Annotated in this window: 14 protein-coding genes and 1 tRNA gene; 9 read left to right on the top strand and 6 right to left on the bottom strand. The window is 62.9% G+C overall.

The genetic code is table 11. The features are described from left to right. Window positions 1–185: 185 nt before the first annotated feature. Complete coding sequence (gene otsA, locus ACO076_RS02045; protein ID WP_421725075.1) at window positions 186–1,613, top strand: alpha,alpha-trehalose-phosphate synthase (UDP-forming); 1,428 nt, start codon at window positions 186–188, stop codon at window positions 1,611–1,613. 16 nt (window positions 1,614–1,629) lie between these two features. Here the strand turns inward: otsA and ACO076_RS02040 are convergent, their stop codons facing one another. Continuing rightward, window positions 1,630–2,625, bottom strand: coding sequence for an AraC family transcriptional regulator (locus tag ACO076_RS02040; protein WP_421725074.1), 996 nt, complete (start codon window positions 2,623–2,625; stop codon window positions 1,630–1,632). A 174-nt stretch (window positions 2,626–2,799) separates the two neighbouring features. On the opposite strand from ACO076_RS02040, the gene ACO076_RS02035 reads away from it, so the two are divergent. From ACO076_RS02035 to ACO076_RS02015, 5 genes are all read left to right on the top strand, one after another. Continuing rightward, window positions 2,800–3,618 carry a class I SAM-dependent methyltransferase gene (locus ACO076_RS02035; protein ID WP_421725073.1) on the top strand — a complete coding sequence of 273 codons (819 nt, stop codon included), beginning with the start codon at window positions 2,800–2,802 and terminating at the stop codon, window positions 3,616–3,618. A 249-nt stretch (window positions 3,619–3,867) separates the two neighbouring features. Further along, the gene (locus ACO076_RS02030) at window positions 3,868–4,944 is read left to right on the top strand and encodes a hypothetical protein (protein ID WP_421725072.1); all 1,077 of its coding nucleotides are present in this window, start codon (window positions 3,868–3,870) and stop codon (window positions 4,942–4,944) included. A 102-nt stretch (window positions 4,945–5,046) separates the two neighbouring features. Further along, window positions 5,047–6,243, top strand: a complete 1,197-nt coding sequence (locus tag ACO076_RS02025) for a cell surface protein (RefSeq protein ID WP_421725071.1) — start codon at window positions 5,047–5,049, stop codon at window positions 6,241–6,243. Continuing rightward, the gene (locus ACO076_RS02020; RefSeq protein WP_421725070.1) at window positions 6,236–7,180 is read left to right on the top strand and encodes a DUF6384 family protein; all 945 of its coding nucleotides are present in this window, start codon (window positions 6,236–6,238) and stop codon (window positions 7,178–7,180) included. The genes ACO076_RS02025 and ACO076_RS02020 overlap by 8 nt, the downstream gene beginning before the upstream one ends. A gap of 4 nt (window positions 7,181–7,184) precedes the next feature. After that, window positions 7,185–8,576 (top strand): hypothetical protein, encoded by a 1,392-nt coding sequence (locus ACO076_RS02015; RefSeq protein ID WP_421725069.1) that lies wholly within the window; start codon window positions 7,185–7,187, stop codon window positions 8,574–8,576. 18 nt (window positions 8,577–8,594) lie between these two features. Here ACO076_RS02015 and ACO076_RS02010 read toward each other — a convergent pair whose 3' ends face one another. From ACO076_RS02010 to ACO076_RS02000, 3 genes are all read right to left on the bottom strand, one after another. Then, window positions 8,595–8,957, bottom strand: coding sequence for an STAS/SEC14 domain-containing protein (locus tag ACO076_RS02010; protein WP_421725068.1), 363 nt, complete (start codon window positions 8,955–8,957; stop codon window positions 8,595–8,597). Window positions 8,958–9,066: 109 nt separating this feature from the next. Beyond that, window positions 9,067–9,429 carry an STAS/SEC14 domain-containing protein gene (locus ACO076_RS02005; RefSeq protein WP_421725067.1) on the bottom strand — a complete coding sequence of 121 codons (363 nt, stop codon included), beginning with the start codon at window positions 9,427–9,429 and terminating at the stop codon, window positions 9,067–9,069. Window positions 9,430–9,448: 19 nt separating this feature from the next. Further along, window positions 9,449–10,441 (bottom strand): zinc-dependent alcohol dehydrogenase family protein, encoded by a 993-nt coding sequence (locus ACO076_RS02000; RefSeq protein ID WP_421725066.1) that lies wholly within the window; start codon window positions 10,439–10,441, stop codon window positions 9,449–9,451. A gap of 163 nt (window positions 10,442–10,604) precedes the next feature. Between ACO076_RS02000 and mepA the strand changes: the two genes are divergently transcribed. After that, a complete protein-coding gene (gene mepA / locus ACO076_RS01995) occupies window positions 10,605–11,549 on the top strand; it encodes a penicillin-insensitive murein endopeptidase (protein WP_421725065.1) in 945 nt (314 codons plus the stop codon). A gap of 6 nt (window positions 11,550–11,555) precedes the next feature. Here the strand turns inward: mepA and msrA are convergent, their stop codons facing one another. Continuing rightward, window positions 11,556–12,221, bottom strand: a complete 666-nt coding sequence (gene msrA / locus ACO076_RS01990; protein WP_421725064.1) for a peptide-methionine (S)-S-oxide reductase MsrA — start codon at window positions 12,219–12,221, stop codon at window positions 11,556–11,558. A gap of 28 nt (window positions 12,222–12,249) precedes the next feature. Further along, window positions 12,250–12,579 (bottom strand): hypothetical protein, encoded by a 330-nt coding sequence (locus ACO076_RS01985; RefSeq protein WP_421725063.1) that lies wholly within the window; start codon window positions 12,577–12,579, stop codon window positions 12,250–12,252. A gap of 268 nt (window positions 12,580–12,847) precedes the next feature. Between ACO076_RS01985 and ACO076_RS01980 the strand changes: the two genes are divergently transcribed. Continuing rightward, window positions 12,848–12,937 (top strand) — tRNA-Ser (locus ACO076_RS01980). A gap of 129 nt (window positions 12,938–13,066) precedes the next feature. Continuing rightward, complete coding sequence (gene phnF / locus ACO076_RS01975; RefSeq protein ID WP_421725062.1) at window positions 13,067–13,831, top strand: phosphonate metabolism transcriptional regulator PhnF; 765 nt, start codon at window positions 13,067–13,069, stop codon at window positions 13,829–13,831. The last annotated feature ends 2 nt before the right edge of the window (window positions 13,832–13,833 follow it).

Genomic DNA, 13,833 nt, shown 5'->3' with positions numbered 1-13,833 from the left:
TAGTCTCAACGATGGTCACGCGGGGCGGATTTTCGGCCCTATTCGCGCTGCAAGATCAAATGGTTGACCGATTTTGGTGGTAATTCATGCTGCGACGCAATATATAGGAATCATCGGGTCATCGCGGGCGCGGATCCGTCACTTTCGGTTTGCCGCGATGGCTCCAATGCAATCGGGAGGTCATTGTGGGCAGGCTCATCGTCGTTTCCAACCGCGTTCCGCCGCCGGAAGACAAGCGGGCGAGCGCGGGGGGGCTGGCGGTGGCGCTTCAGGCCGCCCTGCGGGAACGCGGCGGTCTCTGGCTTGGCTGGTCCGGCGAAACCGCCGCTTCCGAGGCGGACAGCGAGCGGGTCAAGACCCGCGTCGAGGGGAACATCACCTTCTCGTTGGTCGATCTCACCCAGCGCGATATCGAGGAATACTACAGCGGCTTCGCCAACCGGGCGTTGTGGCCGCTCTTGCACTATCGGCTCGATCTCGCCGACTTCGACCGGCGCGACACGTCCGGCTATTTCCGGGTCAACGCCCTGTTCGCGCGGATCCTCGCGGCCGAGGTCAAGCCCGATGACGAGATCTGGGTGCAGGACTATCATCTGATCCCGCTCGCCGCGGAATTGCGGGCTCGCGGCATCACCAACAAGATCGGCTTTTTCCTCCACATTCCCTGGCCACCACCGGATGTCTTCTCCGCCATGCCCTGGCATCGGCGGCTGCTGGAGACGTTCACTGCCTACGATCTGGTCGGCTTCCAGATCGATTATGACGCCGAGAATTTCATCAACTGCATGGTTCGCGAAGGCATCGGGCGCGAGACTAGCCGTGGAACGTTCCGGGCCGGCGAGCGCGAGTTCCGGATCGCCGCATTTCCGATCGGCATCGAGACCGACGAATTCGCCAAGATGGCGGTGGAAGCGCGGGAAACCTCGCTCGTTCATCGCATGGAAGAAAGCCTGGAGAACCGCAAGCTGATCATCGGCGTCGATCGCCTCGATTACTCCAAGGGCATCGATCAGCGAATGCTTGCCTATGAGCGGTATCTCGACAACAACCCATCTTCGATGGGCAAGGTCGTCTATCTGCAGATCACCCCGAAGTCGCGCTCTGAGGTGCCAGAATACGCGGACATGCAGCGCGAGATCGCGGAAACCGCCGGGCGCATCAACGGCGCCTTCAGCGACCTCGACTGGACGCCGATCCGCTACATCAATCGCACCATCCGGCGCACCACCCTTGCGGGGCTCTACCGCATGTCCGATGTTGGGTTGGTCACGCCGCTTCGCGACGGCATGAACCTCGTCGCCAAGGAATATGTTGCGGCGCAGGACCCGGAAAACCCCGGCGTGCTTGTCCTATCGCGGTTCGCGGGGGCTGCGCGGGAGCTTGATGGCGCCGTGCTCGTCAATCCGTACGATTTGGAATCGACCGCTGGTGCGATTGCTGGCGCCATCTCCATGCCGCTCGACGAACGTATCTCGCGCTGGCGCGGGATGTTCGACCGCCTGCGCCAGTATCATGTGAATAACTGGTGCGACACGTTCCTCGAGACGCTGGAAAAGCCGCTGAACGTGCCCGCCTTCGGCTCGCAACAACCGCCGCTGCGCAAGGCGAGCTAAGCCGTTCCGGTAGACGTCAGGCTGCCTGGACCGATTGCGCTGCCTTCTCCGCCCGCCGGCGCCAGGTCGAGGGGGGTTCGCCAACGACCTTCTTGAAGGCGCGGCTGAAGGCTGCCTCGGATTCGTAGCCGATCCTGTTGGCGATCACCGCCATCGTCGCGTTGCCGCCGCTGAGCATGCTAGCGGCGATCTGCATCCGCCACCGCGCCAGATACTGCATCGGCGGCATGCCGACGAGATCGGTGAACCGTTCGGCCATCACCGATCGCGACAGACCAACCCCGCGTGCCAGCTCCTCGATCGTCCAGCCATGCGCCGGCTGAGCGTGCATCAGTGACAGCGCCTTGCCGACGAACGGATCGCGCAGGCCCGCCAGCCAGCCGGTGCGGTCCGACGGTAGGCCGTCGAGATAGCGCCGAACCACCTCGATGAACATCAACTCGCTGAGCTTGGCGAGGACGCTTTCTCCGCCGGCCCTCTTGTCGGCGGACTCGGACATGGCAAAGCGGATGAACTGGGACAGCCATCCATCGTCCTCGCCGGGTTTGTCGTAGGCCGTGATCATCGGCGGCAGGTGTTCGAGGAGCGGATTGAACGGCCGGGCGTCGCAGGCGAGAAAGCCGCAGACCAGCCGCGTTGTCACCGCTTCGCCCTCACCATAGTGAATGTAGAACGGAAGCTGCTCGGCATCGAAGGGCAACGCTTCGGCCACTTCCGGGTTGCTCCGCAGGCTCTTAGCACTGGCCAGGAGATGCGGATCGCCATGGCAAACCAACACGACCCCGCCGGCTTCGATCTCCACCGGATCGCCATCGACCAAGCGGGCGTAGCAGCGCCCTTCGGTAACGACATGGTACGAAATCAGGTGTTCGGCGCCAGGGAGCACCATCGGCAGGATCATGTCCGGGGTCGCCGCTTCGGCGACCCAGGGTGCCCTGCCGGCGACCTCGAAGAACGTCGCGCCGGTTAGCCGCACCGCATTCAGCACATCCGATAGTGCATCTACCGTCATTGTTTCACGGCCGTTTTTACCCAAGCGAGCTTGGATCTGGCGGCTAGGCGTCGGCAATTCCGGACGTTCTGTCAAGCATCCCGGATGGCCGATCATTCGCCTATCCGGCACGACTGTCTATCAGGGAGCCACACCCAATCGCCGCTTAGGCGGCTTACACGAAAGGACAGACCCATGAACATCCAGGCTCCCACAGTCGACCTAGAAACCATCAAGGCCCGCCAGCAGGCCGCGTGGAGTTCGGGCGACTATGCAGTCGTCGGTACCACGCTGCAGATTGTCGGCGAGGAACTCTGCGAGGCCGCCGATATCCGCTCCGACGAGCGCGTGCTCGACGTCGCGGCGGGTAACGGCAATGCGACTCTCGCCGCGGCACGACGCTTCGCCGATGTCACATCGACGGACTATGTTCCGACCCTGCTGGAACGCGGAAGTGAACGTGCGGCCGCCGAAAGGCTGACCGTGGATTTCCAGACCGCGGACGTCGAGGCGCTTCCCTTCGCGGACGACGCGTTCGACGCAGTGCTTTCCACGTTCGGCGTCATGTTCACGCCCAACCAGCAGAAGGCCGCCGATGAAATGATGCGGGTCTGCCGGTCCGGCGGACGGATCGCGCTAGCCAACTGGACGCCGGACAGCTTCGTCGGCCAGATGTTCAAGCTGATCGGCAAGTTCGTGCCACCGGCGCCGGGGCTCAAGTCGCCGGCGCTCTGGGGGACGCAGGACCATCTCCAGACTCTGTGCGGTCCCTCCGCCCGCATTGCCTGCGAAAGCAAGGCCTTTACGTTCCGCTATCGCTCGCCCGGGCATTTCGTGACCGTGTTCCGTGACTACTACGGTCCGATGCACAAGGCCTTCGCTGCGATCGATGCGGGGGCCCAAAGCGCGCTGGAGTCGGGGCTGATGACCCTGCTCGACGAGCACAACCGTGCGACCGACGGCACGCTGGTGTTGCCGAGCGCCTACCTCGAGGCCGTGATCACCAAAGCCTAGCTGAAACCTGACCCGGCGCGGGGTTCTCCGCGCCGGATTTCTTGCTCCGCCGCAACTCTAAGACGGGCCTAGTGTCGAAACCGCGAGATGCTAAACACACGCGCCGGCGTGTGACCCGGTGTTTGGACTAAACGACGGCCCCCTGTGGGGCATAGCCGCGTAGAGCGCTGTTTCCCTTTAGCGCAGCTGGCTGTTTTGATACCGTCCGCCAGTCTGGACCGGGGGGCGACTGAGACGTCAACGCAGCTGATGCCAATCATTTTGCATATAGGTTTTCCGAAGACTGGAACGACCAGCCTTCAACTCAGCTTAAGGGCAAACACGACGGAACTTCTGGACCGCGGTATTCTTTATCCGCTGGTCGACACGAGATTCAAGCAACGCTTTCTCTGCTCATTGATAGATAATGATGGCCCCGATGATGAGAGCAGTTCAAAATTGGGCCGGCTGGCGAAGTTAATACGCGCGAATCAAGACAAAACGATCATTCTTTCATCCGAGGAATTAGGTGGTGTCGTTACCAGAGATCGAAACAGTAGAAATCTGGATGGTCTGGTCGATTATCTCAAGGACCTGTCGGATGACGTCCGGTTGATTGCATACGTGCGAGAACCAGCCAGCTACTACCTGTCATTGGCGCAAGAACGATTGAAAAACTGGCCGGGGATTGTGTCGCCGGAGCATTATCAAACGCGTTTCAGTTCGGGCCTTCAAAAACTCGAACGCGCGTTCGGGACGACCGCGATCGTCAAGAACTTCGATCGGGCTGCTCTGGTCGACGGTGACATCACCTCGGATTTCTTCGCCAGCTTCGGCGACCTCCGGACTCCCGACCTCACCAAGTGGAAAACGCGGGCCGCCAACGCCTCCTGCACGGCGGAGATGATGCTTGTGCTCGATCGCACTCAACAGGTGCCGTCAGAACATCGCGACTCTGTTGCATCGGAGGAGCCTGGCGCCAAGCACCTGTTCCGTTCCGTGCGCCGTATCGCGCGCAATCTCGGGAACACCGCGCCGCCAGTTCTGTTTCGTGAAGCAGCGGAGATGGTGAGGGCCACCAGCAAATCCGATTGCGATGAACTATCAGCGAAATACGGGATTCAGTTCGGAGACTACCACTCGCTGGATGCCGCGCCGATCCACCCTCGATCGGCGTGGGTGTCGGACGTTGAGGGGATTGTCCCGGTTGATCGCGAATTGGCTTTCACGATCTGGAGTATCGTTGCCCTGAAGGGCGCTCGCCATATGCTCCAGCGGGAGAAAAAGAAATCCAAGAAGGGTTCGGACACTGCGCGTCGCCGTCGAAAGCGGGCTCTCAAGCGCTGACAATCCGCGTTCCGGGCACGATGGCTGTAACCGGCGCGAAGGCTTTTGAAATGCGCGGAAACAAGCCCATATGTGTAGCCGTGCGAACGGAGGGGAAGGTTTATGTCCGACGTGACCGTCAAGTCACCGCTGCAGTATCTTGAGCGGGCGATGGGCAGCTTGCGTGATCTGGGGCTTGTGAAAGACACGCCGCCGGAAGCGGCACCGATCGTAGGCCTGCTTGAGAAGATCTCCGACCTTCAACCCGACAAGATCGCCATCATCTCCCGGACGCTGTCGCAGATGTCGACTTTCAACGAGGTGGTGCGCGAGCAGATCTCGGAAATGTCGGTGAGCCAGCGCTACGAGGATATCACCAACGCCTTCAACTCGATCCGCGACGACGCCAAGGCGATGGTCGACCAGATCAGTGACGGTAAAATCGACATGTTCGAACGGGCGACCAATGCCTGGATGAAGATATCCCGCGGCGATGTTGCCAGCCGCTTTGACAAGATTCGCGACACCTACATCGAGGTGTCGAAGGACACCAAGGCCAACATCGAGCGTGAGCAGACGATCTTCGAGGCGTATATGGATTTTCGCGGCGCGCTGAAGCAGGCGGAAGTCAGTGCGCTGGAGGTTCTGAACGTGGCCGAGGAAAGACTGGATCAGGCGAGGGCCGAACTCGATACGGCGGCCAAGGCGGTCGAAGGCTATGCGAGCGACGATGCCGCTGAGCGTGCCCGGCTCGAACTAATGCGCGACGAGCGGTTGCGCGCGATGCAGGCCGCCGACGGCCGCTACCAGATCGCCAAGGATCTCGCCGACAATCTCATGGTCGGCTACAACACATCCGAAGTGGTGATGGCCCGCCTCAATCAGACGACCAACGCCAAGGAGCGAGTCTACCAGCAGGCCGTGTCGTTCTTCACAACCAACGAATCGGTTCTGACCGCGCTCAAGGCATCGTTCACCGGCATGTTCGGTCTCCACGAATCGACCGAAACCCTCAACCGCATGAAGGAAGGTGTCTCCCAGTCGATCGAAGTGCTCGCTGACATCGGCGGCAAGATCCAGGAGGAGGCGGTCAAGGCCGGCTACGGTCCGACCATTCGAGCGGATGCCGTGAAGAAGCTGGTCGACTCGGTGGTCAACTTCCAGGAGCGTTCGCAGGAGATTATCGGCGAGATGCGCACGCTCGCGACCAGGAACGCCGAGGAAATCCGTGATGCGGTCGAGGACGGCAAGCGCCGTATGAGCCGACTGACGGCCGAGAGCGCCGCCCTCGATCAGGAATCCGCGGCCGCCAATGGCTAAGGCCGCGATGCCGGCCGTGACGCCGGCGCCGCAGCTCGACGATGTCATGTTGGCGATGGACGTGGTCGACACCCTGCGCCATCAGGACAAGCTGGTCGAGCGCGAGCTCGGCCAGGGCGCGCGCGACGACGCGTTGAAGGCGCGCCTGCGTCAAATCTACGAGAGCCAAGGCCTCGAGGTCAGCGACCGAATCCTCGATCAGGGGATACGGGCGCTGAAGGAAAGCCGGTTTGTCTATACGCCGCCGCCGCCGAGTTTTGCCCGGTTCATGGCGAAGCTGTGGGTTCGCCGCAAGGCGACCGCCGCGGTTGCCGGCGTTCTGGTTCTCGTCCTGGTGCTGTTCGTCGGCTGGCAGGTATCGCGCAGCAACCAGGCGGCCCGCGAGGCGGAGCAACAGCAGATCGCCCTTACCGAAACGCTACCGGCCGCGCTGGCTGCCGCGGGCGAAGCGGCACTGACGGCCGCGGATGATTCCGATGCGCGAACGCGTGTCGAGGCGTTGATCGCTGACGGCGAGGTCGCGGTTACTGCTGGCGATGGCGATGAGATGCAGGCGATCACCGAAGCGCTCGTGGCACTGCGCGGCGATCTGATCCAAACCTATGCGCTGACGATCGTATCCCGCGAAGGCGAGCAGACCGCCGTGTTCCGGATTCCGGACGTCAACGAGGACTCCCGCAACTACTACATCATCGTCGAGGCGATCGATGGAGACGGCGCGATGCTTTCGCTGCCGATCGTCAACGAGGAGAACGGGCAGACTGAAACGGTTTCGAAGTGGGGCGTGCGCGTGCCTGAGGCGACGTTCAATGCGGTGCGTGACGACAAGCTCGACGACGGTATCGTTCAGAACAACGTTCTCGGCCGAAAGGACCGCGGCACGCTATCAGTCGATTATGTGATGGATGTCGAGGACGGAGCGATTACCGCGTGGTGAGTCCATGATTTCGGCTGCCAAGACGCTTGCCTCGATCGAGCAGGCCCTGCGTGGCACGCGCCGCGACGAGGATCGGCTCACGCGAATGCTGGCCTCGGCGACGGAAGACGCGGCGCGACTGCGCGCTGAACAGGCAGAAGCGTATCGCGCGCTGGCGCGGCTGAAGATGGACGAACTCGCCCGCGACGACACGGTCGTGCGGCTGAACGCGGCCGAACGCACGGCGATGGATGTGCTGGAGCGGCGGCGCATTGCGCTTGCCGAGCTTGCCGACCGCCGGGACGCATTGATTGAGGAGGAGGAAACCGCGGAGCGGGCGCGCGAAGCGGCGGCCGACCGGCTTGAGCAGGCTGTCGATGCGCTCGACGATTTTCTCGCCAGAATGAAGGAGCGGCTGACCAACGACAGCGAGTGGCTTGAGGAGTCGCAGGCCATCAGGGCGGCCGAGGCACGCGCCGCGGCGGCGGTCGAGAAGGCGAAACTCGCTGAAGCCGACCGCGACGAAAAGCGTAAGCCTTACGATGACGATCCGTTGTTTTCCTACCTCTGGTCTCGTTACTACGGGACGTCGGACTATCGGGTCGGCCCTGTCGCCCGGTTTTTCGATCGTCGCGTCGCGAGGCTCGTCGGTTACGACACGGCGCGCCCCAACTACGCGATGCTCAACGAGATTCCGCTGCGTCTGCGTGAGCACGCGGAGCGGTTGGAGCAGGACGTCGCCAACCTCAAACGGGCACTTGAAGATCGCGAGCGCGCGATGCTCAAATCCGATGGCGCCTTGGAACTGGAGGCGGACGTAACCGCGGCAGAGGCGGTCCTCGACAAGGCGGAGGCCGCGATCGAGTCCTCGGAAGCTAAACTAAGCCAGCTCAATGACCGCTTGGCCGGACTGCTGGACGGATCGCGGGACAAGGCTGTCCAGGCGGCCATGGACGGGCTCGCCAAGACCATCTCCCGCGAAGACCTTGCTACCCTCTACGAGGAGGCAAAAGCGACCCCGACGCCGGAAGACGAGACGATCGTCGCCAAACTACGGGAGATCGAGCAGAAGCTCGCCCGCCGCGAGGCGGAGGCCGAGGAGGTGCGTAAGGCGGCGGTCGAACTCGCCCGCAAGCGGGCCGAGATCGAGCAGTCCCGCGACCATTTCAACCGATCCGGCTACAGTCGTCCGAGGGGGGAGTTCATCGATGGCGCGTTGATCGGCAGCGTTCTCACCGGCGTTCTCGACGGTGTATTGTCGTCGAAGAGCTTCGAAGATGCGCTCGGCAAGAACTTCCGGGTCCGCAAGTCCAAGGGCGGCGACATCAGCATCGGCGGGTTTCGCTTGCCGACCGGCAGGATGTCGAAAACCAAGGGTATGCGCCGCGGCGGTTTCCGGACCGGCGGCGGTTTCTGACCGCGTTGCCGCAACGGATCAGCCGGTGAGCCAGGCCTTGGCAGATTCCATCGACTGGATGGGCATCACTTTCAGATCGGCCGGTATCAGCCCTTTCATGGCGCCAGCCGCGCGGCGGTAAGGCCCGTCTTCTGCCAGGAACGCAATTCGCTCGAAGTCGCGAAAATGGCGAGTCCCGAACACCGCATCGTCGAGCAGCGCGCTTGGTTCATAGCCGGCAAAGTCGGAACCGACCACGTACAGCAACCGAACCTGCTCATGCTGCTTCAAGGCCATATCGATGGTGGGCTCCAGCACCGCCTGCCGGTCCTCGCGGGTGACGCGGCCGTTCGCGGTAAAGCCGATGATCTCGGCCGGAAGCCCGGCAATCGGAGTGAACATCGCACCCTCCCTGCTTTATGACGTGCAGCGACGCTAAACGGGCGCGACGTTCGTTTGATGACGACGATACGGAATCTTCGTTACGACATTCGGGCCTTTCCGTGGCGGCTTATTCGGCTAACCATACCTTGGCAGCCTCCAGGTCCGCGAGCGGGAAGACCCGAATCATGGCCGGCATGACGAAGCCGAAGGCGCGAAGCATGGTCGCGTAGGTCTCGTGATCGGTGACGAAGGCGATCCGCTCGAAGTCGAAAAAATGGCGAAAGCCGAAACCAGTGTCGTCCCACATCGCGCCTGGTGAGTAGCCTTTGAAGTCCTTGCCGCCGACGATCAGCACCCGGAGTTTGCCGCCGGCCTTCAGCGCAGTCTCGGCGGCGGGGATCAGCACCTTGTGATAGTCGTCGGCAGTGATCGTGCCCTCCAGCGAGAAACCAAGCGCGTGGCCGGGAAGGTCCTTGATCTCGGTAATCATAGCGGGGGTCTCCTCGTTGTTAGCTTTGGTCGGTGACAAGCACGGCAGCGCCTTGGATCTCGCCGCGGCGCATTCGGTTGAGCGCTTCATTGGCGTCGGCGAGCGGCAGCGTCGTCACGTGGGTCTTGATCGGAACCTCACCGGCGATTCTGAGGAAATCCTCGCCGTCGGCACGGGTCAGGTTGGCCACCGACCGGATCATCCGTTCGCCCCAAAGCAGGGTGTAGGGGAAGGCGGGAATCTCGCTCATGTGGATTCCGGCGGCAATCACCCGCCCGCCTTTGCGCACGGCCTCGAGTGCTGCCGGCACCAGAGACCCGACCGGAGCGAACAAGATAGCCGCATCGAGCGGCTCGGGTGGCGCCGTGTCGGAATCGCCGGCCCACTCCGCGCCGAGTTCGATAGCGAAGTCCTGGGCGTCGCGGTCGCCCGGGCGGGTGAAGGCGTAGATGCGCTGGCCCTGGAAGCGGGCCACCTGAGCGAGGATATGAGCGGCCGCGCCGAATCCGTAGATGCCGAGTTTCTCCGCGGCGCCGGCCATCCGGTGGGCGCGATGGCCAATCAGGCCGGCGCACATCAGCGGTGCGGCTTCCGCGTTACTGTAGTCACCAGGTATCCTGAAGCAGTAGCGATGGTCGGCGACCATGAAGTCCTGATAGCCGCCGTCGACGTGACAGCCGGTGAATTGCGCCTGGTCGCAGAGATTCTCCTCGCCGGAGAGGCAGAAGCGGCAGCGGCCGCAGGTCGATGCCAGCCAGGGCACGCCGACCCGCTCGCCGAGACCGAGATCGCCGACGTTGCCGCCAAGCCGGTCGACTTCGCCGATCACCTCATGGCCGGGAACGATCGGATAGTGGCATTGCGGCAGTTCGCCGTCGGCGACATGGAGGTCGGTCCGACAGACGCCACAGGCGCGAATCCGGATGCGGACCTGGTTTGGCCCGGGTTCGGGCACATCCCTTTGCTCGCGCAGCAGGGGCTCGCCCGGTCGGCTGATCGCCATTGCGTACATGCCGATATTCTTGCACTGGTTGCGTCGCCACCCAAGGCCTTGTTCGCGTCGCAGCGTTGGCAAATCACCGCATTCCGGTCATCCTGTGAGTCGCGGGCCGGCGATAGGGTTGATAAGGAGCCGCCGGTCGTCGATCTCGCCCTCGTTGGATGAGGTGTGCCCTATGCGAAACGCTTTTCGCGCCGGCCTGATCGCGGCGTTTACCATCGCGGGCATCGACATAGCTGTCGCGCAGGATACCGTGCCGGCCAAACAGCTCTTTGGCCAAATGGCCGCTCCCGCCGATCTTCGGGCGCGGAGTATCGGCTTCTACTCGCGCGGCTGCCTTGCCGGCGGGGTTGCACTGGCTGTGGACGGTCCCGAGTGGCAGGCGATGCGGCTATCGCGCAACCGGTACTGGGGTATGCCGGTTCTCATCGACTACATCGAGCAGCTGGCACGGGAATCCAAGACTTATGATGGCTGGCCCGGGCTCTTGGTCGGCGATCTGTCCCAGCCACGCGGCGGGCCGATGCTCTTCGGCCATGCCAGTCATCAGGTCGGCCTCGACGTCGATATCTGGTTCGATCCGATGCCGGACCGGACGTTGACCGAAGCCGAACGCGAGACCATCAGCGCACGATCCTACGTCAAGCCGGGTACGAACGTGGACCTCGACACGACCATGTGGACCGATGCCCATTCGCGGCTGATCAAACGGGCCGCTAGTTATCCGGAAGTGGAGCGGGTGTTCGTCAATGCGGGCGTGAAGAAGGTGCTCTGCGAATGGGCCGGTGCCGACCGCGCCTGGCTGCGCAAGATCCGGCCCTGGTACAAACATGACGACCATCTGCACGTGCGGCTTGCCTGCCCGCCGGATATGGATGGGTGCAAGCGGCAGGACCCGACGCCGCCGGGTGACGGTTGTGGCGAGAACCTGGCCTGGTGGCTGAGCGACGTCCCTTACCGGCCGGCGCCCAAACCCGACAAACCGGCCAAGCCCAGGCCGGCGATGACATTGGGCGGACTGCCGGCCGCCTGCCGGACCGTGCTTGCCGCGCCGGACCCTGGATCGACCACGGTACAGGTGAACATCCCGCTGCCGCGCGCGCGCCCGCTCGCCAACTGAAGCGGGCTAGTTTGCGACCGTGTCAGTTGGCACGGGACAGGCCACGCCGGTCCCGCCGAGCCCGCAATAGCCGTGCGGATTCTTGGCGAGGTATTGCTGGTGGTAGTCCTCGGCGAAGTAGAAGGGCGGTCGGTCGACGATCTCCGTCGTGATCGAACCAAAGCCCTTGTCCGCCAGGGCGTCGCGATAGGTTTGCGCCAGCGCCTCGGCGACTTGCCGCTGGCCATCGTCAGCGACATAGATGCCGGAACGGTACTGGGTTCCCACATCGTTGCCCTGACGCATGCCCTGGGTCGGGTCGTGCGCCTCGAAGAACGCCTTGACCAGCGTCGCGTAGCTCACCTTCGACGGGTCGAAGATCACCCGAACCACCTCGTTGTGCCCGGTCCGGCCGCTGCAAACTTCCTCGTACGTCGGATTGGGGGTATGGCCGCCGGCATAGCCCACGGCGGTAACAATCACGCCGGGGATTTCCCAGAAGACCCGCTCCGCGCCCCAGAAGCAGCCGAGCCCGAACAGCGCCTCCTCAGCGCCGTCCGGATAAGGTCCCTTGAGCGGCACGCCGTTGACGAAATGCCTCTCGGCCGTGGGGATCAGTGCGTCGCGTCCCGGTAGGGCGGTGTCCGCGGTCGGCATGGTGGTTTTCTTTGAGATCAGGTCGAGAATACCCATGAATCATCCCTCGATTTATCCTGGCAAGCTAACCGGCGAAGGCCGCCTGGAGACCGCGCTTGCGGCCGGCATAAACAAGCCAGGCGCCAACCAGCCCCAGCACGAGCCAAGTCGGCATCATCAGGATCCACTGGATCAGCGGGTCCCATAGCCAATGCCCCACATAGGCCTCGACTGTCTGCTGGACGAACTGCTGCGTCGAGACCAGCGTCGACGGGCTGATGGAGTACCAGGTCATGCCCAGCGGGGTTACGGTTAGCTGCGATGCCGCGATCGTCTTGGTGCCGTCGATCACCAGCGCGACCAGCGCACCAGCGATCAGCCAGAGACCGATAAAGCGTGCGATAAAGCCGATCATGGCATCCGATGGCTCGATCCTGGAGGTGGCGATCGGCCCATTTGACCGCAAGGCCGGCGCGCGTCAACTCCTCGCGAGCGCCTGGTGACTAAGGTGTCGATGCGTCTTCTCCACAACTGGTATGAGTAGAGAGACATTGAGGGGCAGGTGTCGCAATGGACACGGTCACATAGGCCCGCGGTCCTCTCGCCCCGGTAATGCCGGGTTCCACCGCTTGCGCGGGTGAATCGTGCGATTATAGTCCGCCGCGCACCGGCAAGGCCGGCGCGGAGGGGTGGCCGAGTGGTCGAAGGCGCACGCCTGGAACGCGTGTATACGGGCAACCGTATCGAGGGTTCGAATCCCTCTCCCTCCGCCAACCCGGTTTATGCGAGGCTTTTGTGAGACCATCAGGTCGCCAATTACGGCTCTGGTCATGATGGTGCAACAGTCTCGTGAGACGGTCGCGAGCGTCAAGCGATCGATCCCGGCCAGTCTGGAGGCATCAATGGACGCCACAAACTCGGTCAGCTGGCGCGACGTCTATGTTGATCTGAAGCGGCAGATCGACGAAGGCGACTTTGCACCTGGTGCGCGATTGCCCGCGCAGGCGACCTTGGCGCGGTCCTTCCGTGTGACACGTCACGCCGTCCGGCGCGCACTCCAGACGATGGAAAGAGACCAACTGGTCGTTAGCTGGCAAGGGCGCGGTACCTTCGTCGCCGACGAGCGTTTCCAATATCAGATCGGTCAACGCACGCGCTTCGGTGAGAACATGCGCGCCGAGGGTCGCGTAAGCGCGACAAAGTTCCTCGGCTCCCGACTTCGCCCAGGGCCAGCAAGGATCGCAGAACTGCTCGGCGTCAGCCGGCGCGAGCGCGTCCACATTGCCGAGATTCTGCGATTCGTGGATGCTCGGCCCGCCGTTCTTGCACGCCACTATTTCGATCCGCGACGTTTCCCGAAGATTGTCGGTGGCATTCAGCGTACCGGCAGCGTTACAGACGCTCTGATCGACGAGGACGTTGAGGATTTCTTCCGCAAGACAACGATTGTCGAGACCCGGAACGCCACCAGCACCGAGGCGGTGCTGTTGGATATCGCCCCGACGCAACCCGTTCTGGTCGTGACGGGCCATAATGTAGACAGGGCCGGCAACCCAGTGGAGGTCGCCGAGGCCATCGCGCGTGGCGACCGCATCAGCCTGGTGCTCCAAAGCGTGCCGACGCCAGGTCGAAATCCGCCGAATTCGCTACTTGGCGTGAAGAATTGATA

Source organism: Bauldia sp., from assembly GCF_965232525.1.
GTDB lineage: Bacteria > Pseudomonadota > Alphaproteobacteria > Rhizobiales > Kaistiaceae > Bauldia.
Note: the sequence above shows the minus strand (reverse complement) of the source record. Positions and strands in the feature narration are given on the sequence as shown.

Bases quoted from the DNA above. Each gene is read 5' to 3' on its own strand.
- ACO076_RS02015 (WP_421725069.1), top strand. From the start codon at position 7,185: ATGATTTCGGCTGCCAAGACGCTTGCCTCGATCGAGCAGGCCCTGCGT.
- ACO076_RS02040 (WP_421725074.1), bottom strand. From the start codon at position 2,625: ATGACGGTAGATGCACTATCGGATGTGCTGAATGCGGTGCGGCTAACC.
- ACO076_RS02010 (WP_421725068.1), bottom strand. From the start codon at position 8,957: ATGTTCACTCCGATTGCCGGGCTTCCGGCCGAGATCATCGGCTTTACC.
- ACO076_RS02005 (WP_421725067.1), bottom strand. From the start codon at position 9,429: ATGATTACCGAGATCAAGGACCTTCCCGGCCACGCGCTTGGTTTCTCG.
- ACO076_RS02000 (WP_421725066.1), bottom strand. From the start codon at position 10,441: ATGTACGCAATGGCGATCAGCCGACCGGGCGAGCCCCTGCTGCGCGAG.
- mepA (WP_421725065.1), top strand. From the start codon at position 10,605: ATGCGAAACGCTTTTCGCGCCGGCCTGATCGCGGCGTTTACCATCGCG.
- ACO076_RS02025 (WP_421725071.1), top strand. From the start codon at position 5,047: ATGTCCGACGTGACCGTCAAGTCACCGCTGCAGTATCTTGAGCGGGCG.
- phnF (WP_421725062.1), top strand. From the start codon at position 13,067: ATGGACGCCACAAACTCGGTCAGCTGGCGCGACGTCTATGTTGATCTG.
- ACO076_RS01985 (WP_421725063.1), bottom strand. From the start codon at position 12,579: ATGATCGGCTTTATCGCACGCTTTATCGGTCTCTGGCTGATCGCTGGT.
- ACO076_RS02030 (WP_421725072.1), top strand. From the start codon at position 3,868: ATGCCAATCATTTTGCATATAGGTTTTCCGAAGACTGGAACGACCAGC.
- msrA (WP_421725064.1), bottom strand. From the start codon at position 12,221: ATGGGTATTCTCGACCTGATCTCAAAGAAAACCACCATGCCGACCGCG.
- ACO076_RS02020 (WP_421725070.1), top strand. From the start codon at position 6,236: ATGGCTAAGGCCGCGATGCCGGCCGTGACGCCGGCGCCGCAGCTCGAC.
- ACO076_RS02035 (WP_421725073.1), top strand. From the start codon at position 2,800: ATGAACATCCAGGCTCCCACAGTCGACCTAGAAACCATCAAGGCCCGC.